Origin of the sequence: Rhodococcus shunpengi, assembly GCF_048381395.1 — a bacterium.
GTDB lineage: Bacteria > Actinomycetota > Actinomycetes > Mycobacteriales > Mycobacteriaceae > Rhodococcus.
Window position 1 is genome coordinate 518,355 of the sequence record NZ_JBLWIU010000012.1, and the last position, 24,696, is coordinate 543,050.

The window sequence follows — 24,696 nt, forward strand, 5'->3', positions numbered from 1 at the left end:
GCGCACTTCGGTAAGCGTGGCCCCCCTCATGCGTTCTCGGTCCGTCCTCTCATCCGATCGACCACTCCTGCGATGAAGGTAGACACCGCATCCAAATCTCTGACGTAGGCCCAGTAGTCGGGGTGCACACCGGTGAGTGCGTTGACGGCCCTGTCGATCCGGCTCAACTGCGAGTCGAGAACGGAACCCCATTCTGCGGTGAGACCGCGTTGCACGGCCAGGTGTTGTGCGTCACGGAGGCGGAACCGCACCTCGTCGACCTTGGCCCCCGGATTCTGCCGGACGGAACGCAGCGTAGCGAGTCGTGCGGTCACGGCGTCGACGAGTTCTTCGGCGCGCGACAGTTCGGCGCGGATCGCCGCGACCAGCTCGAGGGCTTCCTCGGGGCGGCCGTCCTTCGCCGCCGCCCGTGCGCGTCCGAGCTGGTCCTCGGCGCGAGCGAGCAGTTCGGCGGCCTGTTTCTCGTTCCCGGACAGGTCGGCGGAGCTGGCCGCATTGAACTCGCGGAGCAGCGCGGAGAAGGCCGGGGCGAGACCTTCCGTGCGGGTCCGGACCGCTCCGATCCTGGTGGTCACCGAAGCGAGGGTGCGAGCGGCCTCGTCGCGGCGCCCCGGTGCTGCGGCGAGGGCGTCGAGCAGAGCGGTGGTCGCCTCTTCGACTCGGAGGGCCGTCGTGCGGGTCGCGCCTACGCCGTGCGCCGCATCGAGGCTGTTCAGGGCCTTCTCGAGCGCTTCGGTGGCGGATCGAACCGACGGATAGTTCGCAAAGGCAACAAAATCCGGGGTCTGTGTCGCGGCGAGGGTGTTGCGCGCTTCGGTACGCATCCGGTGCGCCAGCTCGGGCACGGTGTTCGCCACGGCCGTCATGTGCTCGAGGTGCCCCCGGTTGTTTCCGAAGGATTCATCAAGTGTTCGTGTTGCTTCGGTTATCTGCCGCAGCGCCTGCTCGTAGGCCGGAGCAGGTGCGAGCGGTTGTTCCGGATCCGTCACTGCCAGTTCGAGATACGTCTCACCGGCGCGATAACACGCCTGGCGGATGGGATCCCACTGACGCAGCAGGTGCCGTTCGGGTTCGAGCTCGTACGACGCGGCCACACCGGCCTCGATGACGGACTGGCGCTTGTCCATGTCGAGGAACGCCGCGACCATCGCATCGTGTGCACGACGAGCCGCGGGATCTTCCGTGTTTCCCCCGCCGAACAGGCGGCGCGTCCATCGGGTCGCCACAGAACCGAATGGTACTGGGCGCACGTCCACCGGGCCGATCCGTCACCTTTCCGCCGGTCGGAACCGTGGTTCGTGCGGGTCACGGAAGTGAGGCGCGGGACCGGGCATAGTGGATATGGGCGTACCCCACGGCAACAACTAGTGTGGGGAGAAACGCACACCGGGCGTGCCCTATACCGGTACGTCGACCGTTGGAACGATCGAAAGGACCCCGCATGGGCGTCAGCTTGACCAAGGGCGGAAACGTCTCCCTCACCAAGGAAGCTCCGAACCTGACGGCAGTGGCCGTCGGCCTGGGCTGGGACGTTCGCACCACCACCGGCACCGACTTCGACCTCGATGCCAGCGCCATCGCCACCGGGGCCGACAAGAAGGTCGTCTCCGACCAGCACTTCGTCTTCTTCAACAACCTCAAGTCGCCCGACGGTGCCATCGAGCACGCCGGCGACAACCGCACGGGTGAGGGCGAAGGCGACGACGAGGTCATCAACGTCGACCTCGCCGCCACCCCGGCGAACATCGAGAGCATCTTCTTCCCGGTCTCGATCTACGATGCCGATTCCCGCAGCCAGTCGTTCGGCCAGGTCCGCAACGCGTACATCCGCGTCGTCGACCGCGCGAACGGCAACGAACTCGCTCGTTACGACCTGTCCGAGGACGCCTCGACCGAGACCGCCATGGTCTTCGGCGAGCTGTACCGCAACGGTGCGGAGTGGAAGTTCCGCGCCATCGGCCAGGGTTACGCGTCCGGTCTCGCGGGTATCGCCCGCGATTACGGCGTCAACGTCTAGTTCGTTTCTTCCGGGTTCCGGCTTCGGTCGCAGTACCGAAGCCGGAACCGCCGTGCAGTAACCACCCTGCAACGCCCTGATTCCGATTAGAAAGGCCACGCTTCGTGGTTCTGCGAATATTCGGTGCATCCTTCGCGGTCACCGTCGTCTCCCTCGTGGTCGCCTTCCTCTACGGCGGCCCGCAAGCTCTGTTCCTCTGCGTGATCCTCGGCATCCTCGAAGTCTCGCTGTCGTTCGACAACGCGGTCATCAACGCGACCGTGCTGCGGCGGATGAGCGAGTTCTGGCAGAAGATCTTCCTCACCATCGGCATCCTCATCGCCGTCTTCGGTATGCGTCTGGTGTTCCCCCTCGCGATCGTGTGGGTGGCGTCCGGACTCGGACCGATCGAGGCGTTGAATCTGGCGCTCAATCCGCCGGCCGACGGAGCTGCCTACTTCCCGGACGGCAGCCCCAGCTACGAGACCCTCATCACCGACGCGCATCCGCAGATCGCGGCGTTCGGCGGCATGTTCCTGCTGATGCTCTTCCTGCACTTCATCCTCGAAGAGCGCGAGATCAAGTGGCTGGAATGGCTCGAACGTCCCCTCGCCAAGGCCGGCAAGCTCGAACAGCTCGAGGTCGTCGTCGCCACCGCGCTGCTGCTCATCACGGCCACCGTCATCGCACCCGAGGACAAGGTCTCGACCGTCATGATCGCCGGCGCGCTCGGCATGATCACCTACATCGCGGTCAACGGGCTCGGCGAGATGTTCCACATCCCCGAGGAAGGCGAAGAGCCCAGCGGCGGACCGAGCGGCCTCGCGAAGGCCACCGGTAAGGCCGGCTTCTTCCTGTTCCTCTACCTCGAGGTGCTCGACGCGTCGTTCTCGTTCGACGGTGTCATCGGCGCCTTCGCCATCACGTCCGACCCGATCATCATCGCCCTGGGCCTCGGCTTCATCGGCGCGATGTTCGTCCGCTCGATCACCATCTTCCTGGTGCGCAAGGGCACGCTGTCCGACTACGTGTACCTCGAGCACGGTGCTCACTGGGCCATCGGTGCGCTGGCACTGATCCTGCTGTACTCGATCGGCACCCACGTCCCCGAGGTCATCACCGGCCTCGTCGGTGTCGCCCTGATCGGTGCGGCATTCGCCTCGAGCATCTACCGCAACCGCAAGATCGCGGCGAGGGAAGGCGAAGATGCTGTGAAGACCAGCATCCCCTGATCCTCGACAGTTCGAACCACATGCCGATGGGAGCCCTCGATCCGACACCTCGGATCGGGGGCTCCCATCGCTTTCCCATCCCGTGCGCAACCGCGCGCAGCAACTCCGACGAAAGGCTCGACATGGCCATCGACTACAACAAGAAGCCCGAGCAGAACGCCGGCGGCGTCAACCTGAGCAAGATCAACCTCACCAAGGAATCGCCCACCGTGAGCCTGTCGAAGGCCGGGTCCGGGCAGGGCGTCACGCGGGTGAACCTCAACTGGTCGCGCGGTGAGCAGAAGAAGGGCTTCCTCGCCAAGCTCACCGGCGCGAGCGGTGGTGTGGACCTCGACCTCGGTTGCCTCTTCGAACTCGCCGACGGATCGAAAGGTGTCATCCAGGCGCTCGGCAACAGCTTCGGCGCGCTGAACACCCCGCCGTACATCCACCTCGACGGTGACGACCGCACCGGCTCGAACACCGGCGGCGAGAACATGTCCGTCAACCTCGAACGCCCCGAACTGTTCAAGCGTGTGCTGATCTTCGCGATGATCTACGAGGGCGCGCCGAACTGGGCTGCCGTGGACGGCGTCGTCACCCTGACCCCGCCGTCGGGGCCGCAGATCGAGGTGCGTCTGGACTCGCCGAACAACGGCGCGCGGATCTGCGCGATCGCGATGCTGCAGAACACCGGGCAGGGCATCACCGTCGAGCGTCTCGTGCAGTACATCGACGGCAGCCAGTCCGACCTCGACCGCGCGTTCGGGTGGGGCATGCAGTGGCAGGCGGGGCGTAAGTAGGTCTACCCCAGAAGTCGTCCCGGCCCGGGTGGCCGGTCACGGAGATCCCGTCGGCGCGTGCCGGCGGGATCTCGGTGGTTCCGACCCCGCTCAGCGGGGTCGAAGACACCGAGGTGTGTGCGTCCGGTTCTCTCGGGCGGGATGTCGATTGTCGAACCGGAATGTCAGTTTCGGTGGAGAGCGAGGACCGGAATGGTGCGCACCCCGCGGGTCTTCTCCTCGTACTCGGCGAAGCCGGTGTAGCGGCGAGCCTGTTCGGCATAGATACGGTCGCGTTCGGCGCCGGTGATCTCTTCTACCGTGACTTCGAAGGTCTCGGTGCCGATCTCGACCTCCGCTCGACCGGCGGTGGTGAGGTTGTAGTACCAGGCCGGGTGGGAAGGTGCACCCCCTTTGCTCGCGAAGACGTACACGGTCCCTGCGGGCGTGCTCGACCGACGGCTCACCGCGAGGGAGATCGACCACGCCACCCGGGTGTCCGCGCAGTCGGTGTGCTCCGAAATGCAGCCGGATCAGGACGAACCCGGCCTGGAGTCGACCGGGGTGAGCGACAGGTGCAGGTGCGCCAGGCGACGCACCATCAGGTTGGGGACGTAGGCGGGTTCGGTGCCGTCGAGCGAGATGGTGGAGGTCGCGGCGAGCAGTGCGCGTACGGCTTGGGTGGTTTCTTTGCGGGCGAGGTGGGCGCCGAGGCAGAAGTGGATGCCGCGGCCGAAGCTGTGGTGCAGTTTCGGCTGGACACGGTCGAGGTCGACCTGGTCGGGGCGGTCGAAGATGCGTGGATCGCGGTTGGAGGCGCCCCACATCAACATCAGTCGTGCGCCTGGTTCGAGGCGGACACCGGCGAGGCGGGTGGGGGCGGTGGTGACGCGGAAATGGCCGCGGAACGGACTCTCGATGCGCACGGCTTCCTCGACCAGCGCACCGATCCGGTCGGGTTCGGCGCGCAGGGTGGCTTGCAGTTGCGGGTCGTCGGCCAGCAGCCGTACCGCGGTGCCGAGCAGGCTCGTGGTCGATTCCGCGCCCGCGGTGACCAGCTGCACCAGCAGCATCGCTCCCTGATCACGGGTCAGGGTTCCCGCCGCGACCGCCGCGGCGACGCTGCCCAATACCCCCGCGTCCGCGTCCGGGCCGGCCTGGTCGAGGCACTCGCCCAGATAGCCGGCGAATTCGAGCACCGCGAGCGCGGCCCGTCCCGCGCGTTCGGGACTGGCGACACCGGACACCAAGTCGATCGCAGCGTCCGACCAGGCTGCGAGGCGCTGATGGTCCTTGCGCGGGAGCCCGATCAGCTCACCGATCACCTGCACCGGGACCCGGTGGGCGACCGTGGTCATCCAGTCACCGCCGCCGGAAGCAACCAGCCCGGCGACCGCCGGAGCGACCGCAGCATCGATCAGCTCGGTCGTCTCGGCCACCGCCCGCGGGCTGAACCGCGACATCACCAGCGCCCGCTGCGCCGTATGCGCGGGCGGATCCGCGGTCGCCAGCACATCCACCCCGGCCCCGGCCCCGGCCCCGGCCTCGGCCACCGACACGGTCGCTGACCCCGACGCCGCCGACAACACCGCGACCAGATTGCTCGAATAGGTGTGCGGATCGGCCAGCACGGTGCGGATCGCATCGAACCCGAGCACCACATACACCTGCTGATCAGCCAGAAAATGCACATCCCCGGCGCCACGCAATCGCTCGAACAGCGGATAGGGGTCCTGCAATGCCTCGGCAGAGAACACATCGGCAGTGGTCATCGGCGGCACCGTCCTTTCGCACGTTGTATAACGTGTTATACAACGTGTTCCGGTCTTGCGATACCCTCCAGTGGTGGTCGATGACACTGCTTCCCTGCTGCGTGAGTCCCGTGACTCGTTGCGCGTGATTCGCGATTTCGGGCCCGCCGAACGCGCGCGCCGCGCCGAGATCGCCGCGGCCGCCCGCACGATGGCCTCCCAGCACGGCTACAAGGGCGTCACGATCCGCGAGGTCGCGGCCCAGGCCGGTACCACTCCGGTCACCGTCTACCGCTACTTCGGGTCCAAAGACGGCCTGATCCAGTACCTCATGGCGGACTGGGCCCTGGGCACCCTCGAGCGCCTCGCCCGATTACCGGTCGATCCCGGCGCCGAGTCCGCCGACCGGATTGCTGCTGCGTTCTCCCAATTCATCGACTGGGCCGCCGAAGACCGCAATCTGCTGCAAGCCGGGATGAACTCTGTGCACTCCGGCGACGGACCCGGCATCAGGGTCTGGCGCCCCCTGTTCACCGAATTGGTCCGCGCCGCCCTCGCCGACCCCGACTGGACCGACGACCACGATCGAGCCTTGGTCCTCGGCCACGTCCTGACCACCTGCTTGCTCGACCTGACGACCGATCCTGCCAACATCACCGACATCCGTCATACGATCACCCGCGCAGCACGACTGCTCTTCACCACCTCGCCTCCGAACGGTTCGAACTGTCGCCCGTAGCTCGGTACCGGATGGCGCACCGCTGCACACTGGGCACCGATACCGCGATGGGAATGAAGTGGCAGACGGGTCGCCAGTAGCGATCACTCTCGGTGCGTATCGGGATCCGATGACTCGGCCGAAGCCGGAAGCTCACGCGAGGAGCGGCGTGACCTCGGCCTCGAACCGTTCGAGCTGCTCCGTTCCGGCGGAGACCGACAGCTCGTTCGAAACCTCCTTGCGGGTACTGCCGGACAGCGCCCGCACCCGTAGGGCCAGGTGTGCGATGCCTGCGGCGGCGAACGCCCGGACGCGTTCGGCGACCTGCTCGGGTGTACCCACCAGGTGGATGCCGTCGTAATCCTCGTCCGGACGGACCGGGCGGTCGCGAAGGTCGAGTTCGCACAGCGTGGTGTACCGGCGCGAGAGATGTTCGCGCCCATACTCCACCGCGTATTCCTCGATGCGCGTGATCGCTTCCCGCGCTGCCTCCGGGCTCAGGTTCGTGCCGTGGAAGCCGTCGCCGTGGCTCGCGACGCGGCGCAACCCGCGCGAGGTGCGACCTGCCAGCAGGATAGGGATCTCCTTCGTGGGACGTGGTTCGAAGAACAGTGGACCGAACGAGTAGAACTCACCGCTGAATCCGTCCGAAGGGTCGCTCCAGCAGGTCCGCAGAATGTCGATGAACTCCGCGGTTGCCGAGCCACGCCGACGGAACCTCTCACCCGCACCGAGAGCCTGGAACTCGTTCTCCTGCCAGCCGGTACCGATACCGGCCACCACACGTCCCGGAGCGAGTAGATCGAGCGACGCCCAGGACTTGGCCACCACCACCGGATTACGGTTGGCCAGCACCAGGACGGACGTGCCGAGTTCGACCCGCTCGGTGGCGCCGGCCACCAGCGACAGCGCGATCAGCGGATCCACGGCCGGCGTGTCGAACCCGACGGGGAAACGCCGATCCGGGTGATCGTGTTCGGTGGTCGGGGTGAAGACGACGTGGTCGCTGGCCCACACCGCGTCGAATCCGAGTCGCTCGGCGGTCGTTCCCGTCGTCAGGATCGCGTCGCGCGACGCGAGTGGGCTGAGATTGGGAAGCTTCACCCCGAAGGTGATCGATCCCACCGTCACGGCGTGACCAGCTCGACGATCTCGTCCAGGCGGGAACTGGTCGCCACGTTGTCGGTGGGAACGTACTCGGCCGGACGCGACACTCCGGTGGTCACCGATTCGACGACCGGCACCGCGAGATCACCCACCGCGATCGCCTGTCCGGAATCGGAGAGGAGGAACTCGACGAACAACCGGGCCGCGTTCGGATTGGGGGCGGTGCTGCTGATGGAGGCAAGCATCGCGAAGCCGGTGGTGTTGTCCGGGACGACGACCTCGACGGGCGCCCCCGCCTTCTGCACCGTCGACACCGTGCTCAGCGGAGCAGGCACGAATGCGCCCACCTCGCCCGCCGCGACCTGCTGAATGGCGTTGCTGACCGAATCACCCATGGAGTAGTTCTGGGTCTGCTGGAGTTCGGTGAAGAACTCCTCGCCGAAGGTGTCGAGCCAGAAGTTGTAGACACCGGCGGTGGCGACGCTGTTCTGCGGTGCAGCGACCAGCAATCCGCGTGCGATGGCGTCACCGGTGATCAGGTCCTCCCACGAAGTCGGAGGGGTCCCTGTGACCAGGTCGGTGTTGTAGGCGATGCCCCACGGCTGCTCCAGCACCGGCACGGTGTACTCGGTCTGCTCGGCCGCATCGACCCGTTCCAGATTGGGGATCTGCGCGGGATCCAGCGGTGCCAGCCACCCCTTCTCTGCGACGTCTCCGGCGAACACCGGGTCCGGTTGCCACAGAACGTCGGCGCCGAGCGATCCGGCTTCGGATTCGGCGGCGAACCGGGCGTTGAGGTCGGCGCTCGCTTGGCGGACGACCTGCACGGTGATGGAGTACTCGTCTTCGAACGCGTCGGCCAGGCTCTGGGTGAGCTCGGCGTTGTAGGCGCTGTAGACGACCACGCTACCTTCCTCCTGCGCTGCCTCGACGATCGCGTCGAAGGAGTCCATCGCTTCGGTGGGGCCCTCCCCTGTGCTCTCACCGCAGGCAGCGAGAAGCAGGGCGATGGTGCTGAGGGCGCCGACGAGGTGGAGTCGGCGTCGGATCGGTGAAGGCATGGGACTGTACCTCTCTGAGATGTGGGCCGCGTGGAGTTATCGGCGGCGGCCGAGGAACCGGGCGAGCGACAGGGCGGTGAGCACGAACAGCACCGAGATCAGGCTGAGAATGCCTGCGAGCGCTGCGAGTTGAGCGTGATCGCCGCCTTCGTAGAGGTCGACGAGCGTCGAACCGACGACGGGATTACGGGACCCGGCCAGGATCGCGGCAGCGTTGACATCCCCGATGATGTGGACGAAGAACAGGATCCCGGCGGAGACGAGCCCGGGCGCCATCAGCGGCAGCGTCACCCAACGCAGAGTGCGGCCTTCCCCGTGGCCGGAGGTGTACGAGGCATCCATCAGGTCGTTGCCGACGCGGGACAACGCGTCGGACGATTGCAGCACGGCCTGGTAGAGGTACACCGCGATGAAAGCGATCAGCAGCAGCCAGCGAGTGTTCCCGAGCCGGAAGGGGTCACCGGCGAAGGCGAGGACGAATGCGACGGCCAGAACGATGTGCGACATGTTGCCGGGCAGTTTGAGGACGCCGTCGGCCACCCGCGCCTGCCACGCCGTACTGCGGTGCAGGTACAGCGCGGCGAAAACAGCTGCGAGAACACCGATGACGCTACCCACCACGCCGAGCCACAGGCTGTTGCGCAGCGCTTCGCCGGCGGGCCCGCTGCTCGCGAGGAGAGCGCGATAGTTGTGCAGGCCGAGTTCGTCCCACTTCACGTCCGGGGTCCAGTAACGCTGCAGCGAGACGAACAGGATCGCAGACAACGGCACCACCGACATCATCAGCAGGTAGCCGAGCATGCCGATGCGAGCGACCGGACGCCACCGGCCGAGTGCCACGACAGCATCGGACTGTCCACGCGACGAGATCCGCGCGAAGTTGCTGCTGCGGGCACTGCGGGACTGGAGAATCCAGACGACACCGATCACCACGAGCATCGCGAGGCCGAGCAGCAGGGCAGTGCGCGTGTCGGGTGGATAGGAGAACTTCATCGCCTGCACGATGCGGGTGGACACCACGTCGATACCGGATCTGGTGCCGAGGATGCTCGGAACCGAATAGATTCCGAGACCGACGACCGTCACGAGGAAGACCGCGGACAGCGCGGCCGGTTTGACGGCGGGCAGCGTCACCGTGACGAAGGTCCGGAGCGGAGACGAACCCGCCATGCGGGCGGCCTCTTCCAGCGCCGGGTCGAGGGAACGAAGCGACGCCGCCAGCGGCAGGTAGGCGTACGGAACCATGTAGGCCGTGTACGCGAGAATCACTCCGTACCAGCTGAAGACGTCGAACGGACCGTCCTCGAGTTGGATACCGAGAACGGACAGACCGTCGCGGATGAGTACGTTGGCGAACCCGCTGTTCGGCGACAGCAGAAAGGTCCACGCGATCGATCCGGCGATCGGCGGCACCAGCAGCGAGGCGATGGGCAGGAGTTCGCCGACGATACCGAATCGCGCATCGGTGCGTTCGTTCAACCATGCGAGCATTCCACCGACGACCAGGGCCAGCGGGCCCGCGGTGAACAGAATGATCGCGGTGTTGACGATCGCCGATCGCGTCCGGGGGTCGGTGAAGACGCGTTCGAACTCGTCGAAACCGATCACGTCGCCGTCGAGTACGAAGGTCCGCCAGATCATGATGACCAGCGGATACAGCAACAGGGCGCACAGCACGAGAGTGACCGCGGCGGTGATCGCGTGCAATGGCCGGTGCCGAACCTGCTGTGCCCAGCGTGCATACCGCTGCGGTGCGGTCGTCTCGGGTTCCGTCCCGGATAGGGGAGCGGGACGATCTGCGACCGGCGACGGGGCGCTCACCGGTCGTCCTGTCCGACAGCCGGACTCAGTTCGGTGCCGTCCATGAGCCAGCAGTTTCCGGCGTCGAAGTCGATCCACACGGTGGAACCGAGTTCGGGGGCGGGGGTGTCACTCGGACGCCACACCTCGATCGAGGCGCCGTCCAGGTCGATCTGGATCCGCACCTGAGCGCCGCCGAAGACGACGGAACGCACAGTGCCGGAATGGACGTTGGTCTCGGCGGCCGGGGCGATGTCCGTGATCCGGATCGCCTCGGGCCGAACGACCCCGAGCACGTGTGCGCCGACGGGGAATTCGCGGCTCGACATGCCGACCATCGGTCCGATCGCGGACTTGAACTCGATGGTCTCGCCGGAGACCTGCGTGACGGGCCCGTCGAACTCGTTGGTCCGGCCGACGAAGTTGGCGACGTAACGGTTGGCCGGTCGCAGGTAGACCTCGCGCGGTGGCGCGAGCTGCTCGACCACGCCGTCCCGGAGCGTGGCGATGCGATGCCCGAGTTCCATCGCCTCGGTCTGATCGTGGGTGACGTACAGGGCGGCGAAGCCGAGTTCCTGCTGCATCTCCAGCAGGTCGCCGCGAAGCTGGTCGCGCACCTTGGCATCGACGTTCGACAGGGGTTCGTCGAAGAGGACGAGGTCGTTGCCGGCCACCAGCGCCCGGGCCAGTGCGACCCGCTGTTGCTGACCGCCGCTGAGCTGACCCGGATACTGCTGCGCCAGATGTCCGACGCCGACCAGTTCGAGCATCTGCGCGACGCGCTCGGCGACGGCGGCGGTGCCGAGACGACGCCGACGCAGGGGATAGGCGACGTTCTTGAACACCGTCAGGTGGGGCCACAGCGCGTAGCTCTGGAAGACGACGCTGACCGAGCGCCGCTCGGGCGGGGTGAGAATGCCGCGGGCGGAGGAGAATACCGTTTTTCCGCCGATCTCGATCTCGCCGCTGTCGGGTTGTTCGAGCCCCGCGACGCAGCGCAACAGGGTGGTCTTGCCGCACCCGCTCGGGCCGAGCAGCACCACGAACTCACCGGCACGAACCTCGAGTGAGATGTCGTCGACCGGCGTGATCGTGGCACCGTCCCTGCGCTGGAAACTCTTTCGGAGAGTGCGTATCTCCACCACGGCCGAATCTGCGGACGTTGTCGTGTCCATCGCCTCGAGCACCTCGCTTCGGCGTCGCCTGATCTGTTGATCTGCAATCTATTCAGCGAGGTGTTCGAGGGGGAATGGCGAAATGCCGTCCAATGGGATCGCGGTGTGATGTGCACCGCAAACCGTCACGCCGAGTCGTCGACCGCCGCTCCGGACGCGATCAGTTTCTCCGGATCCGTTACGCCCCAGGCTTCGAGGACTGCCCGGGTGTCCCGCCCCGGTGAGCCCGCCGGACGGACCGCGGACGGGCGGGTACGGGAGAACCGCGGTGCCGGTGCACCTTGCACGACGCCGTCGATGTCCAGGTACACCTCCCGTGCGATGTTGTGCGGGTCGTGGGGTGCTTCGAGCAGGGACAACACCGGTGCACCGCATGCGTCGACGCTCTCGAAGACCTTCGTCCATTCGTCGCGGGTGCGTTCGGCGAAGCGCTTCGCGAAGGCTTCGCGGATTACCGGCCAGTTCGCACGGTCGGTGCGGTCGGGTAGCCCGGTGAGTTCGAGAGCGTCGAGAAGCTGCGCGTAGAACTGGGCTTCGACGGCGCCGACCGCGAACCAGCGTCCGTCGGAGGTTTCGTAGACGTCGTAGTAGGGAGCACCGGAGTCGAGAGTGTTCACGCCTCGCTCGTCGCGCCAGTAGTCGTCGGCGATGAAGCCGTACTGCATCGCCATCAGCGCTGCGACTCCGTCGACGATCGCGGCGTCGACCACCTGTCCGAGGCCGGAGTTCGTTCGCTCGAACAGGGCGGTGACGACGCCGTACGCCAGCAGCATTCCGCCGCCGCCGAAGTCGCCGATGCTGTTGAGCGGGATCTGTGGTGGTCCATCTGCTCGGCCGACGGCGTGCAGTGCCCCGGTGCGTGCGATGTAGTCGATGTCGTGTCCGGCGGTGTGGGCCAGCGGTCCGCTCTGTCCCCATCCGGTCATCCGGCCGAAGATCAGCCGGGGGTTGCGGTCGAGGCAGACGTCCGGCCCGAAGCCCAGTCGTTCGGCCACTCCCGGCCGGTAGCCTTCGAGCAGGACATCGGCCCGGTCGACGAGGTCGAGCAGGGCGGTCACGCCCTCCGGTTTCTTCAGGTCCAGCACGATGTGGCTGCGGTTGCGGTTGAGCACGTCGGTGTGCGGGCGGTGCGGTTGCCGGCCGGGCCGGTCCACGCGGACGACCTCGGCCCCGAGATCGGCGAGCATCATCGCTGCGAACGGGGCGGGTCCGAGACCGGCGAGTTCGACGACCCGCACGCCGCTGAGCGGACCGGACATCACAGTGCTCCTGCCGTGGCGGTGGACATCTCGGTCAGTTCGGCGATCAACTGTCGCCGGACGACCTTGCCGGTCGGGGTCCGCGGCAGGTCGTCGACGAAGACGACGTCATCCGGGGTGCGGGATCCGCGCACCTGCTTGCGTGCCCAGCTGCGCACCTCGTCGGCACCGAGGTCGCTGCCGGGGGTGCGGATCACCGCGGCGACGATGCGTTCGCCCCACTCGTCGTCGGGCAGGCCCACCACGGCGACCTCGGAGACCTCCGGGTGCGTGAGGACGGCATCCTCGACTTCTGCGGGTGCGATGTTCTCGCCCCCGCGGATGATCGTGTCGTCGGCTCGTCCTTCGATGAACAGGTACCCGGCCTCGTCGAGGCGAGCCCGGTCGTTGGTGGGGAACCAGCCTTCGTCGTCGAGCACGGAGCCCTGTTCCAGGTAGTGACCGGACACCTGGGCACCGCGGACCCAGAGCAGACCGGTGTCGCCGGGGGCGGTGGCGTTTCCGTTCTCGTCCCGGATCAGGACTTCGATTCCGGGCACGGGACGTCCGACCGAGGTCAGCCGTGCCCGGGCGGACGGGTCGTCGTCGGCCATCGCGGCGCGGTGATCGTCGGGTCCGAGAAGCGCGATCGTCGAACTGGTTTCGGTCAGGCCGTAGGCGTTGACGAAACCGGTGTCGGGGAAGGCGGTCAGCGCGCGCTCGAGGACGGGCAGCGGCATCCGGGCCCCGCCGTAGGCGACGGAACGAAGGTCGGGGGTGTCGGCGGGGGCTCCGTCGAGGTGTTCGACGATACGCGCGAGCATGGTCGGGACGACCATGGCGCTGGTGATCCGTTCGGTGCGGACCAGGTCGAGCCATCCGGCGGGGGAGAAGTCGGCCAGGTAGACCATGCGCCGGCCCGCATAGACGTTCGTGAGGATCGTTCCCATACCGGCGATGTGGTACGGGGGAGTGCTCACGAGGGCGGCGTCGGTCGCCTCGGCGCTGCCGAGATCGACGGTCTGCAGCACGTAGGAGACCAGGTTGGAGTGCTTGAGCAGCACGCCCTTGGGGGCCGAGGTGGTTCCGCTGGTGAAGAGGACGACAGCGACGGCATCCTCGTCGACTTCCGCGGGGGCGGCCGAAGGTTCGGTGGCGGCGAGCCGGGATTCGAACTCGTCGACGGACATCGCGGTGATGCTACTCCCGGCGAAGGTGGGCAGATAGTCGTTGTCGGCGACGACCACGGGGCGTTCGAGTCGTCCGACGAGGGCGAGGAGCTGGTCGCCGGGGAGTCGGTAGTTGAGGGGGGCGATCGGTATTCCCGCCCAGGCGGCGGAGAAGGTCAGGACAGGCAGGATCGGCCCGTTGATCCCGAGGAAGACCACGGTGCCTGCATCGAGGTCGGTGAGCACGCGGCTGCCGTGCGCGGCTTTCTCGCCCAGTTCGAGGTAGGTGGTACCGCCGTACCACGAGCCGAGGGCGTTGCGGTCGGGATGGCTGGCGTTGGCCATGTCCAGGATCGTCGTCAGATTCATGCTCGGGCCTCCGGATGGGTCGGGTAAGGCGCATGGAGAAGAGGTTCTATCTAAACATAGACATGTTTGGAGGTTTTGTGTACGTTTGTTTTCAGCCGTCGAGCGGGACGGCATGAATTTGCTTGTGGCGCTCAGCCACCCGTACCGATGAGGACCGCGCGCTATGGCCTGGGATTTCTCGACCGATCCGGATTTCGAAGAGAAGCTCGCTTGGATGCGAGAGTTCGTCGACAAGGAAATCCTTCCCCTCGAGACGCTCGGTGAGCGTTTCCGCGGCCGCGAAGGGCGAGCCGACTACCTCCGCCTGATCCAGCCGCTCAAGCAGCAGGTCAAGGATCAGGGCCTGTTCGCCGCCCACCTGCCGCCGTCGCTGGGCGGTGCCGGCTTCGGCCAGGTCAAACTCGGCCTCATGCACGAGATCCTCGGCCGGTCCCACCTCGCTCCGCACATCTTCGGCAACAACGCCCCCGACTCCGGAAACACGGAACTGCTGGCCCTCGGAGCCACCGAACAGCAGCGCAAGGACTACCTCGAGCCCCTGCTGGCCGGCGAGCTGACCTCCTGCTACTCGATGACCGAACCCGGAGCCGGCGCCGACCCCAAACTGATGGCGGCCACCGCCCACCTCGACGGCGACGAGTGGGTGATCAACGGCCACAAGTGGTTCATCACCAATGCGGCGCTGGCGGACTTCCACATCGTGATGGTCCGGACCGAGTTCGGCGAGGACATCCGTCCGCACAAGGCATTCTCGATGATCCTGGTGCCCGCGGGCACGGCAGGCGTGGACGTCGTCCGCAACATCCCGACCATGGCCGAGCCGGACGTCCGCGACGACGACTACGGCGGACACGCCGAGGTGATCTACCGCGACGTCCGAGTCCCCCGCGAAAACCTGATCGGTGAACGCGGTGGCGGATTCGCCCTGGCCCAGGGCCGCCTCGGACCCGGCCGGATCCACCACGCGATGCGTTGGCTGGGCCAGAGCCAGCGGGCCTTCGACATGCTGTGCGAGCGTGCGGTGAGCCGCACGGCCCACGGCTCGCTGCTCAGCGACAAGCAGATGATCCAGGACTGGGTCGCAGAATCGTATGCGGCGATGCAGGCGGCGCGTCTGCTCACCCTGCAGGCGGCCTGGCGGATGGATCGCCTCCACGACGAGGGCCGGCCCTACAGCGATGCCCGCCTCGACATCGGATTGATCAAGTTCTGGGGCGGCCGGGTGCTCTACGACGTCCTCGACCGGGCGATCCAGATCCACGGCGCTCTGGGCTACTCGTCCGACCTGCCCCTCGAATACATGTACCGCCGCGCCCGCGCAGCCCGCCTGTACGACGGCCCGGACGAGGTGCACAAGGTCACCGTGGCCCGGCTGCTGATGCGCGAGTACGAGCCGCGCGAGGTTCCCAGCGAGCACGTGCCCACCCGCCGTGCCGACGCCGAGAAGAATTTCACGGACCTCCTGGAACAGGTCGCGCTCAACGCGTGAGACGTTGGGTGGGCACCCAGGAAATTCGAGGCGAGGAGTGGACCCATGAAACACGCGACCGGAGTCGAAGGTGAGCGCGTGCAGCGGGGCAACCGGACGTTGCTCAAGCCGCTGCCGCCTCGCATGCGTCCGCTCAAACTCGCCGAGGTGCTCGCCCGCGAGATCGTCGAGGCGATGATCGAGGACGGCGTCGAGCCGGGAGATGTGCTGCCCTCCGAGGTCACGATGATGGCGAACTACGGCGTCGCCCGGACCACCCTGCGCGAAGCGCTGAGGCTGCTCGAGGCGCAGGGACTCGTGGTCGTGAAGCAGGGCCGGGGCGGCGGGCCGGTGATGGCCGCGGTGGACGCCTCGGACCTGGGCCGCACGTCGGCACTGTATTACCGGCTTGCCGGGGCGACCTACCGCGAACTCGCCGAGTCGAAGGTCGCCCTGGAACCGTGGCTCGCCGACCTCGCCGCCCGACGCTCCGATCCCGAGCAGGCGCGAAACCAGCTCTTCGCCACCTTCGGTGAGGGTGAGACCGAGATCGACGACGCCGTTCGGCCCCGCGGAATCTGGCGCGCCACACCTCAGTTCCACGAGACGGTCTACGCGCTGAGCGGCAACCTCGTGCTCAGCACGTCGGCAAGTGCCATGTCGGCGATCTTCCGGGAACAGGTGCTCGCGGCGATCGACCTGTCTCCGAAACACGACGACTTCTTCGATGCGCACCGTCAGATCGCGGCGGCGATCATCGAGGGCCGTCCCGAGGACGCTCATCGGTTGTCGCACGAGCACCAACAGGACATCAACGACTACTGCGAGGAGCGGATCCCCGAACTCCTCGACCGGGTCATCGAATGGCGCTGACCGCACCGTTGCGGCGGGCAGCGAGGTGAAAGGACTGGAGTGGATACGGAACTCGACCTGGCGATGCTGGTGCTGCGGATCGCGCTGGGCGGCATGCTCATCGTGCACGGCGCCAACAAGATCTTCGGTAGCGGAGGGCTGACCGGCACGGCGGGATGGTTCGAATCCCTCGGCCTGCGTCCGGGTCGCCTGCACGCCGCGCTCGCCGCCTACACCGAGATCGGCGCGGGCGCACTGCTTCTGCTCGGGCTCCTCACGCCGGTCGCGTCGGCCGCATTCATCGGCCTGATGCTGGTCGCGGCACTCACCGACCATCGTGGCAAGGGTTATTTCGTCTTCAAGGGCGGCTGGGAGTACACCCTGCTGGTGGGCATGGTGGCCGTCGTGCCGGCGCTCGTCGGTCCGGGTCGCTGGTCGCTCGATCACGCGATCGGATTCGAGTTCTTCGGACTCGGCTGGGCCGGTCTCTCGGTTGCGGTGGGGGTGCTCGCGGCAGCGGGACTGATGGCCGTGTTCTACAGGCCGCGGGCCACGGTGTCCTGACAGTTCGATCCGGCACCGCAGGACCGGCGATTCGCGGCGCCTCGACGAGAAGAAAGGTTTTGAGCGACAGGGCCGTTCGGAGAACGTCTGTACGGCTCCCGGAAATGCGGCACGGTGCCGTCGTGCCGCGACGAGGACCACACGGAAGGCACGCTATGACTGCGCAACTCGAAACCGGAATTCAGCGGGGTTTCCGCGAGGCGATGGCCTCGGTGGCAACACCGGTGTCGGTGGTGACCACCACATGGGAGGACGAGCACTACGGAGCGACCGTGAGTGCGTTCTCGTCGCTCTCGATGGACCCTCCCATGGTCCTGGTCTCCCTCGACCACCGCTCGACCCTGCTCACCGCGATCCGGTCCGCGAACCGGTTCGGTGTCAACATTCTCTCGGCCGCCCAGGCCCCGACCGCTCTGCGGTTCGCATCCAGTCGTGGTGTCGGAAAGTTCGACGGCATCGGCTGGCAGGCGGACTCCGGTCTTCCTCGGCTCGAGGGCTCGGTCGGGTGGCTGGCCTGCGATGTCGTCGATCTGGTGGAAGGTGGCGACCACATCATCGCTCTCGGGCGAGTGGTGTCGGTCCAGACCTGCGAGGGGTCCCCGTTGGTCTATCACCGTCGGGTTTTCGGCACCCATGCGTCGCTGGAAGCATGACAAATTTTCCGGACGACAAAAGTTTCCGGCCGCAATAGTTGTCAATGAGAATGAATTGTGGTGTGCTTCTCATATGACCTCAGTCACAACCCGCGAGATTCGTGCCCGCGAGGCAGCAGTAGCAGGAGTGCTCGATGCGTGGGTGCGCGCCGCTCGCGCCTTCGCGGCTGCCGGCGTGTATCCCGTGGATACGGGGATTCCGGGCGTTCGCCTCGAGCGCCCTGCCTACACCATGCTCCGAGAGCTGGACCAGCACGGACCGCGTCGCCTCGGAGATCTGGCCCTGGCCAGCAATCTCGGTGTCTCGCACGCCAGTCGGCTCGTCGAGGGCCTCGTTCGTGACGGGCTGGTCGAACGCACCGTCCCGGCCGACGATCGCCGCGTGACGATTCTGGCGGCCACCCCTTCGGGTAAGCAGGCCGCGCGCCGGATCGAACAACAGTTTCACGGCTTGATCACCGCTCGGCTGGGGGACTTCCTCGATCAGGAGGTTCTCGATTTCGCGATGTTGTTCCAGCGCTTCGCCGACGAACTCGTCGAATGGTCCGACGCGATGACGCGAGGTGGATAGCCCATATCGTGCGCTGCGGTCGAATCGGCCGCATGAGAGACCGGGTGACGTCGGAGGCGGCGCCCCGACCCTGCGTGATCTCCGAAAGTCCTGGTAGTCAACGTTTTTCATCCGAAATCGACTTGACGCAGATCACATTCCGAATATTCTATGCATAGATCAAAGCAATGATGATGTTTGTCTAGGAGTGGCCATGACCGTCCTGCAGAACACCCCCGAAGACTTCGAGATCGAGACCGCTCCACGCCGCGGGAGCGGGCACCGCTCGGTGCTCGGACGCGCGGCGGTGGTGATCGATGCATTCGACGACGGCCGCGCGCTCTCCCTCGACGACCTGACCGTGCGCACCGGCCTGCCGCGCTCCACCGTCTATCGACTCGCCGAGCAACTGCGCGAGGTCGGATGGATCGAGCGAGTAGCCGCCGGATACCGAATCGGATTGCGCCTCTTCGAGGTCGGCGGTCTGGCCGCCGATGCCTCCCGACTGCGCGCCCAGGCCGGAACCTGGCTCTTCCAGGCACAGCAGCAGTGTGCGCAAACCGTGCATCTGGGCATCCTGGACGGCGACGAGGTCGTCTACATCGACAAGGTGGGCCCCGCTCGGAGCGAGGTTCCGACCCGCATCGGCGGCCGGTTGCCCGCCCACCGCACGGCCATCGGGCGCGCCCTCCTCTCGGCGCAGCCGGAGAGCGTCTGGAAGCGAATCCTCGTCGATATCGCGACCATTCCCACCCGCCCCGGTGCGCCGAGCCTGACATCGATCCTGGAGACCGCGCGGCGCACCGGCATTGCAACCGACTTCGGTGATTCCATCAGCGGACTGTCGTGTGTCGCCGCGCCGATCCTCTCCTCGTCGGGCGTCGTCGGTGCCGTGTCGATCACCGGGCCGGCCACCACCAATCGCGCGACACTCCAAGCACACGCACGCGTGGTCAAGCAGACGGCAGAAGCCATCGCCACACGCTTGGTCCCTGCTGCCCCGAAGGGGCGCGGCGGCGTCCGCCGAGCAGGAGATCTGCACGAGCAGACTCATGCGAAGTTGGCCGATTACATGCGTGCGTTGTGAGCCCGTCTCTCGGAGACATCGGAAATCGTTGTCTCACGACCACCGGGTTCGTCGTCGAATGACGCTCCCGACAAGTTCCACAACTGTTTCTCCCCCTCGATCGGAGGTTGCCACCATGGCCTGTCCTTCCCAACCTGTCCGCACCGGCCTGGACCCCCAGCTGGCCGCGGCTTTCAGCGGACACCCTCACCTGCTCGAAGACTGCCGTATCGAGATCAACGAAGATCAGATGTGGGTCCTGTTCCCCGAGTCCGACTTCGTCGTGCGAACTCGGCCGGTGGAAGGCTCCGATCATGCCGTCCGGTTGAAGTTCTCGGTTGCCGTACGTGCTCCCGAACCTTCGCTGGAGACATGGTGGGACAAATGGTCGGTAACGACCGACCGCGACAATCAGGTCGCGGTGGTCCGGCGCGAGATCCTTGCCGGCCGACGGGAGATCCTGCAGATGCTCGAGGACCGTTTCGACGTTCGCTCGTCCGTAGCCGATTCGGTGAGCATAGGCGACTGACTGTTCCTCCCGGGTGGCAGGTGATCCGGCCACCCGGGGGAATCGATCAGACGTGATGGCACGCTACGTAGTGCCCCTCGGTCACCTCGCGGAGGAGCGGCTCCTCCGCGGCACAGCGCTCGGTCGCCAGCGGACAACGCGTGCGGAAGCGGCAGCCGGACGGCGGATCCAGCGGCGACGGAAGGTCGCCTTCGATCACCGGCGTGGCCTCGGTCTCCTCACGATGGATATCCGGATCCGGGATGGAAGCCAGCAACAGACGCGTATATGGATGCCGCGCTTGATGTTCCATGTTCCGACTGGGTGCGATCTCGCACACCTTGCCCAGATACATCACCATGACCCGGTCGCTGATGTTCTTGACCACGGCCATGTTGTGGGCGATGAAGATCATCGTCAGGTCGAACTCGGCCTTCGTCTGCTCGAGCAGATTGAGGATCTGCGCCTGCACCGAGACATCGAGACTCGACACCGGCTCGTCGCAGATGAGCAACTTCGGCTCGAGCATCATCGCTCGCGCGATACACACCCGCTGGCACTGACCACCCGACAACTCTCCGGGCAGTCGCTCCCACACCATGTCCGGATCGAGACCGACCGCCCAGAGCAGCTCCCGACCACGCTTCTCGAGTGCTTCCTTGTCCTGCCGGCCCCACATGCGAGGCCCCTCGGTCACCAGATGCTTGACCTTGCGGCGCGGATTCAGCGACGAAATGGGATCCTGCATGATCATCTGCATCTTCGCGCGGATCCGGCGCAGCGCAGAGGCACTGAGCGAAGACAACTCCGTCCCATCGATCCGGACATTGCCGGACTTCGGAGCCGGTAGCTGCATCACGGCCCGACCTGCCGTCGACTTCCCGCACCCGGATTCGCCGACGATCCCGAGGGTTTCCCCCGGCAGGAGATCGAAGCTGATGTCCGAGACCGCGTAGACCGTCTGATGACGGCCGGCCGGGAATTCGACGACCAGATTCTCGACGGAGAGGACGGGCTCGTCGTTCGTGCGCAGGTGCGCGACTCCACTACCTGCCATCAGATTGCCTCCATTTCCAGCACGCGATCATCGAGTGTTTCCAGGCGGGGCATACCGAGATCGGTTGCAGGTCGACCGTCCAAAGGAAAATGACAGGCCACCTCGTGGGGATGGGGGGCTCCGACGGTATCCGAGGACGGAACGAGATGGGGGACCGTCTCCCGGCACTGTTGCCGGCTGTACTTGCACCGCGACGCGAACGCACAACCCTGGGGCGGGGCGGTCATGTCGGGCAGTCCGCCCTCGATCGATTCGAGCCGGGTATGCGGGTCCTGCTCGATGCGGGGGACCGCGGCGAGCAGTGCCTCGGTGTACGGGTGCCGGGGCGAGGTGAACAACTGCCGCGTGGGCGCGGTCTCGACGATCCGGCCCGCGTACATCACCGCAACCCGATCGGTCTGCCCTGCCACGACTCCGAGGTCGTGGCTGATGAGGATCCCCGCCATACCGGTCTCGGTGCGGAGTGCATCGAGCAGCTCGAGGATCTGTTTCTGGACCGTCACGTCGAGTGCGGTGGTGGGTTCGTCGGCGATGACCAACTTGGGATCGCAGGCCAGGGCCATCGCGATCACGACACGCTGACGCATACCACCGGACAGTTCGTGGGGGTATTGGTCGATGCGCCGGGTCGGCTCGGGAATGCGGACCTTGCGCAGCATCTCGATGGCCCGTTCACGCGCCTGGGCCTTGTCCAGGCCCAGGTGGGCGCGCAGGGATTCGGTGATGTGCGTGCCGATCTTCTTGAACGGGTTGAGGGCGGACATCGGGTCCTGGAAGACCATCGCGACGTCCTTGCCCCACACCTGCTGCTGTTCCTTGCGGGTCAGCTTCTGCATGTCCCGGCCCTCGAAGAGCACGGTGCCGGTCACAGTGGTCTTCCCGCCGTGCGAGACGAGCCCCATGATCGTCTGGCCCAGAACGGATTTTCCGGAGCCCGATTCACCGACCAACCCCAGGGTCTCACCCGGTTCCAGACTGAGCGACACGTTCTCGACGGCTCTGAGCCGGCCTCGCTTGGTACGGAACCGTGTGGATACCTCGCTCACCGTCAACAGCGGTTCGTTGCGGGTCACAGTTTCACCTCCCGAGTACCGCCGGTGCGCTTCTGCGCCTTCTCACCGACGAGGTTGAACGAGAACACGGTCAGGAACAGGAACAATCCGGGCACCCAGACGATGTGCGGATACTGCTCGAATACGGTGCCCTGACCTTCGGCGATCATGTTTCCCCAGGTGGGGGTGGGGGGCTGGATGCCCAGGCCGAGGAAGCTCAGCGAGGCTTCCGCGACGATCATCGCGGAGATCAGGACCATGCCCATCGAAGCCAGCGGAAGGACGACGTTGGGGGCGATCTCTCGGACCATCACCCGCAACCGGGTGGCACCCATCGCGCGTGCTGCCAGAACGAACTCTCGTTGCGAGAACACCAGCGTATTGGCTCGTGCAATGCGGGCCATGCTGGGAATCGCGAGGATGGCGAGCGCGAACGAGATGTTGCGCAGGTTCGTCTCGAGGACCGACGCAAGGGCGATGAGCAGGATCAACGAGGGAACCGCGAGGAGCGAGTTGGTGAGCACACCGACGATCCGATCGATCCACCCACCGAAGTACCCGGCGAGCACACCGATCGCGCCGCCGACGATCATGCCGATCAGCACCGCGGAGATGGCGACCACCAGCGAGTACCGGGCCCCGTAGACCGATCGGGCCAACAGGTCGAGACCGAAATTGTTGGTGCCCAGCGGGTGGTCGGAGAACAGGCTCGGCTGCGCGTAGCTCGGCGAGGTCAGCGTCTTGGCGGTGTCCTCGTGCTCGGCCAGGGGCAGGAGCGGGGCCAGCAGCGCGGCTGCGGCCAACACGGCCAGCCAGGTGCAGGACAGGATGAAGGTGAGATCGAAGTCGGGGCCGAAGCGTGCCAGTCCCAGCCGCCGCACGCCCGTGTACAGCAACACGAGGGCGGCCAGGAAGATCAGCACGCGAACCGGGACGATGAGCAACGGCGCCGCGGCGAGGCCCGCAGCGAGCGCGCCCACGACCGTCAGGACCGAGCCGACACGATAGAGCCGGCGCAGTTCCTCTCGGTCGGTCGGGTTCACTGCGGTCTCCGACGTCGTCTCCTCGGCGAGGGGACCGGTGTCCGTCGGGTTCTCGATGATGGTCGTCTCAGACATGGGCACGCCGACTCCTTGGGTCGAGGTATCCGTAGGAGAGGTCGATGACCGCGTTCGCGATGACGTAGATCGCCGCGATCACGAGGACGGCTCCCTGCACCATCGGAATGTCACCCTGCTGCGCCGCCCGGACGATGAGCGAGCCCATCCCCGGCAGGGAGAACAGGGTCTCGACGATCACGGTGCTGCCGATCATCGAGCCGATCACGACGCCGATCATGGTGATGAGGGAGAAGGACGACGGCCGCAGAGCATCGCTGAAGAGCAGCCGGGCGTTCGACATCCCCTTCGCCTTCGCCACGAGGATGAAGTTCTCCTTGAGCGTGGTCACGAGGTCGCTACGGAGGATACGGGTGAACATCGCCAGTTCGAGCAGGCTGATGGTCAGGGCCGGCAGGAAGGCGTGGTACAGATTCTGGCCGAGGTCCTCGGAGATGCGCACCCACTGCGAACGTGGGAACCAGCCCAGATAGTTGACCATCACCATGATGAGCAGGAGCCCGGCGAGAAAGCTGGGGACCGACAGGATGCCGAACGTGCCGGCGCTGATCATGCGGTCGATCCAGCCGCCCTGGTGCCGGGCAGAGTACATCGCGAGTGGAATCGACACCGCGATGGCGATGACGAGGCCCATCAGAGCCAGCTGGAAGCTGACCGGCAGTGCCAGGCCGATGCTCTCGGTGACCTCACCCTGAGGCGGGACCATCGACTGCCCCAGGTCGCCCTGCAGCGCCCCGGACAGCCAGCCCCAGTACCTCGTCAGGAAGGGGTCGTCGAGACCCATCTCCGCGCGAACCCGGGCGTACTCCTCCGGGGCACGCCCTTCGCCGAGAACAGCAACCGATGGGTCGCCGGGGATGAGCGAGACGAGGGCGAACGTGCCGAGACTGACGATGAAGAGCACGACGACCAGTTCGATCACCTTGTCGATCACTGTTCGTGCCACCGCGTCACCGCCTCCTTCCTATTTTCGTGAACGATCGATCTCCGACGTGGCCGGACCTGTGCCGGAAGACGATGACGGAAGCGAACTGCACCGGACCGTGTCCTGCCGGGGTGGTGAAGAGCATCTTCGGCGGATCACATACTCACCCTCCTGGGATGCGCATCGATGCGGGATCGAGGGAGAGCGGCTCGCGAACCGATTGCCGGCCACCACCCGACCGGGTGCGACTCGAATGTAGCCTCCGCCACATCCGAAGCCGTGAGCGCTGGTCCCATTGAATGGCATCGAGTTGCCGGTGCGACAGAACGGCGTCGTGAGACCGCCTGCCGATGGTGGGAATGGACCCGTCGGTCTGTATCTGCGGCGTAGAGAAGCGAGCTCTTCGCGGCCCCGCGCCGGCCGAATCGCGAGGCGACCTCCCGGCCGCCGGACCCGAGAGCCTGGTGTCGACGGGCATGGCCGATTCTCGGACGAATGGCCCAAGC

The 24,696-nt window shown here is 66.3% G+C and carries 23 protein-coding genes and 1 pseudogene; 11 read left to right on the plus strand and 13 right to left on the minus strand.

The window, feature by feature from the left end:
• Positions 1-26: 26 nt before the first annotated feature.
• Positions 27-1,148, minus strand: a complete 1,122-nt coding sequence (locus ACNJ7K_RS07675) for a hypothetical protein (protein WP_487041567.1) — start codon at positions 1,146-1,148, stop codon at positions 27-29.
• Positions 1,149-1,441: 293 nt separating this feature from the next.
• Here ACNJ7K_RS07675 and ACNJ7K_RS07680 point away from each other — a divergent pair, with 293 nt between their 5' ends.
• From ACNJ7K_RS07680 to ACNJ7K_RS07690, 3 genes are all read left to right on the plus strand, one after another.
• Entirely contained in the window at positions 1,442-2,017 is a 576-nt protein-coding gene (locus ACNJ7K_RS07680) for a TerD family protein (RefSeq protein ID WP_006550710.1), read from the plus strand.
• A gap of 104 nt (positions 2,018-2,121) precedes the next feature.
• Positions 2,122-3,228, plus strand: a complete 1,107-nt coding sequence (locus ACNJ7K_RS07685; RefSeq protein WP_120280819.1) for a DUF475 domain-containing protein — start codon at positions 2,122-2,124, stop codon at positions 3,226-3,228.
• 122 nt (positions 3,229-3,350) lie between these two features.
• A complete protein-coding gene (locus tag ACNJ7K_RS07690; RefSeq protein ID WP_120283782.1) occupies positions 3,351-4,010 on the plus strand; it encodes a TerD family protein in 660 nt (219 codons plus the stop codon).
• 164 nt (positions 4,011-4,174) lie between these two features.
• Here ACNJ7K_RS07690 and ACNJ7K_RS07695 read toward each other — a convergent pair.
• Positions 4,175-4,426 (minus strand): annotated as a pseudogene (locus ACNJ7K_RS07695) (nitroreductase/quinone reductase family protein); the annotation flags it as partial.
• Positions 4,427-4,522: 96 nt separating this feature from the next.
• Positions 4,523-5,761: a cytochrome P450 gene (locus ACNJ7K_RS07700; protein ID WP_487041441.1), complete on the minus strand. Its 1,239-nt coding sequence runs from the start codon at positions 5,759-5,761 to the stop codon at positions 4,523-4,525.
• A 73-nt stretch (positions 5,762-5,834) separates the two neighbouring features.
• Here ACNJ7K_RS07700 and ACNJ7K_RS07705 point away from each other — a divergent pair, with 73 nt between their 5' ends.
• Positions 5,835-6,479 (plus strand): TetR/AcrR family transcriptional regulator, encoded by a 645-nt coding sequence (locus ACNJ7K_RS07705; RefSeq protein WP_268654846.1) that lies wholly within the window; start codon positions 5,835-5,837, stop codon positions 6,477-6,479.
• Between the two features lie 132 nt (positions 6,480-6,611).
• On the opposite strand, the gene ACNJ7K_RS07710 is transcribed toward ACNJ7K_RS07705, so the two are convergent.
• The 6 genes from ACNJ7K_RS07710 to ACNJ7K_RS07735 all read right to left on the minus strand — a co-directional run bounded on the left by ACNJ7K_RS07710 (position 6,612) and on the right by ACNJ7K_RS07735 (position 14,377).
• Positions 6,612-7,589 (minus strand): TIGR03619 family F420-dependent LLM class oxidoreductase, encoded by a 978-nt coding sequence (locus tag ACNJ7K_RS07710; protein WP_159417220.1) that lies wholly within the window; start codon positions 7,587-7,589, stop codon positions 6,612-6,614.
• On the minus strand, positions 7,586-8,626 hold the full coding sequence (locus ACNJ7K_RS07715) for an ABC transporter substrate-binding protein (protein WP_268654845.1): 1,041 nt from the start codon (positions 8,624-8,626) through the stop codon (positions 7,586-7,588). Before ACNJ7K_RS07715 ends, ACNJ7K_RS07710 begins: the two co-directional genes overlap by 4 nt.
• Before the next feature lie 36 nt (positions 8,627-8,662).
• Positions 8,663-10,447 carry an ABC transporter permease gene (locus ACNJ7K_RS07720; protein WP_147414373.1) on the minus strand — a complete coding sequence of 595 codons (1,785 nt, stop codon included), beginning with the start codon at positions 10,445-10,447 and terminating at the stop codon, positions 8,663-8,665.
• Positions 10,444-11,601 carry an ABC transporter ATP-binding protein gene (locus ACNJ7K_RS07725; protein WP_268654844.1) on the minus strand — a complete coding sequence of 386 codons (1,158 nt, stop codon included), beginning with the start codon at positions 11,599-11,601 and terminating at the stop codon, positions 10,444-10,446. The genes ACNJ7K_RS07720 and ACNJ7K_RS07725 overlap by 4 nt, the downstream gene beginning before the upstream one ends.
• A gap of 125 nt (positions 11,602-11,726) precedes the next feature.
• Entirely contained in the window at positions 11,727-12,860 is a 1,134-nt protein-coding gene (locus ACNJ7K_RS07730; RefSeq protein WP_159417224.1) for a CaiB/BaiF CoA transferase family protein, read from the minus strand.
• Entirely contained in the window at positions 12,860-14,377 is a 1,518-nt protein-coding gene (locus tag ACNJ7K_RS07735) for a class I adenylate-forming enzyme family protein (protein ID WP_159417225.1), read from the minus strand. Before ACNJ7K_RS07735 ends, ACNJ7K_RS07730 begins: the two co-directional genes overlap by 1 nt.
• 163 nt (positions 14,378-14,540) lie before the next feature.
• Between ACNJ7K_RS07735 and ACNJ7K_RS07740 the strand changes: the two genes are divergently transcribed.
• The 7 genes from ACNJ7K_RS07740 to ACNJ7K_RS07770 all read left to right on the plus strand — a co-directional run bounded on the left by ACNJ7K_RS07740 (position 14,541) and on the right by ACNJ7K_RS07770 (position 20,059).
• Entirely contained in the window at positions 14,541-15,866 is a 1,326-nt protein-coding gene (locus ACNJ7K_RS07740; RefSeq protein WP_159417226.1) for an acyl-CoA dehydrogenase family protein, read from the plus strand.
• Positions 15,867-15,911: 45 nt separating this feature from the next.
• Positions 15,912-16,718: a FadR/GntR family transcriptional regulator gene (locus tag ACNJ7K_RS07745; protein WP_120280809.1), complete on the plus strand. Its 807-nt coding sequence runs from the start codon at positions 15,912-15,914 to the stop codon at positions 16,716-16,718.
• 39 nt (positions 16,719-16,757) lie between these two features.
• A complete protein-coding gene (locus ACNJ7K_RS07750; protein WP_225623674.1) occupies positions 16,758-17,261 on the plus strand; it encodes a DoxX family protein in 504 nt (167 codons plus the stop codon).
• Positions 17,262-17,416: 155 nt separating this feature from the next.
• Complete coding sequence (locus tag ACNJ7K_RS07755; RefSeq protein WP_159417227.1) at positions 17,417-17,914, plus strand: flavin reductase family protein; 498 nt, start codon at positions 17,417-17,419, stop codon at positions 17,912-17,914.
• Between the two features lie 73 nt (positions 17,915-17,987).
• The gene (locus ACNJ7K_RS07760) at positions 17,988-18,485 is read left to right on the plus strand and encodes a MarR family winged helix-turn-helix transcriptional regulator (protein ID WP_183070612.1); all 498 of its coding nucleotides are present in this window, start codon (positions 17,988-17,990) and stop codon (positions 18,483-18,485) included.
• A gap of 193 nt (positions 18,486-18,678) precedes the next feature.
• Positions 18,679-19,551 carry an IclR family transcriptional regulator gene (locus ACNJ7K_RS07765; protein WP_487041442.1) on the plus strand — a complete coding sequence of 291 codons (873 nt, stop codon included), beginning with the start codon at positions 18,679-18,681 and terminating at the stop codon, positions 19,549-19,551.
• A gap of 115 nt (positions 19,552-19,666) precedes the next feature.
• A complete protein-coding gene (locus ACNJ7K_RS07770) occupies positions 19,667-20,059 on the plus strand; it encodes a hypothetical protein (protein WP_120280805.1) in 393 nt (130 codons plus the stop codon).
• A 46-nt stretch (positions 20,060-20,105) separates the two neighbouring features.
• Here the strand turns inward: ACNJ7K_RS07770 and ACNJ7K_RS07775 are convergent, their stop codons facing one another.
• Genes ACNJ7K_RS07775 through ACNJ7K_RS07790 form a run of 4 tightly spaced genes read right to left on the minus strand, consistent with a single transcriptional unit; the run spans position 20,106 to position 24,211 of the window.
• Complete coding sequence (locus tag ACNJ7K_RS07775) at positions 20,106-21,095, minus strand: ABC transporter ATP-binding protein (protein WP_487041443.1); 990 nt, start codon at positions 21,093-21,095, stop codon at positions 20,106-20,108.
• Positions 21,095-22,168, minus strand: coding sequence for an ABC transporter ATP-binding protein (locus ACNJ7K_RS07780; RefSeq protein WP_120280803.1), 1,074 nt, complete (start codon positions 22,166-22,168; stop codon positions 21,095-21,097). Before ACNJ7K_RS07780 ends, ACNJ7K_RS07775 begins: the two co-directional genes overlap by 1 nt.
• Entirely contained in the window at positions 22,165-23,265 is a 1,101-nt protein-coding gene (locus ACNJ7K_RS07785; RefSeq protein WP_120280802.1) for an ABC transporter permease, read from the minus strand. The genes ACNJ7K_RS07780 and ACNJ7K_RS07785 overlap by 4 nt, the downstream gene beginning before the upstream one ends.
• Positions 23,258-24,211 (minus strand): ABC transporter permease, encoded by a 954-nt coding sequence (locus tag ACNJ7K_RS07790; RefSeq protein ID WP_120280801.1) that lies wholly within the window; start codon positions 24,209-24,211, stop codon positions 23,258-23,260. Before ACNJ7K_RS07790 ends, ACNJ7K_RS07785 begins: the two co-directional genes overlap by 8 nt.
• Positions 24,212-24,696 lie beyond the last annotated feature (485 nt).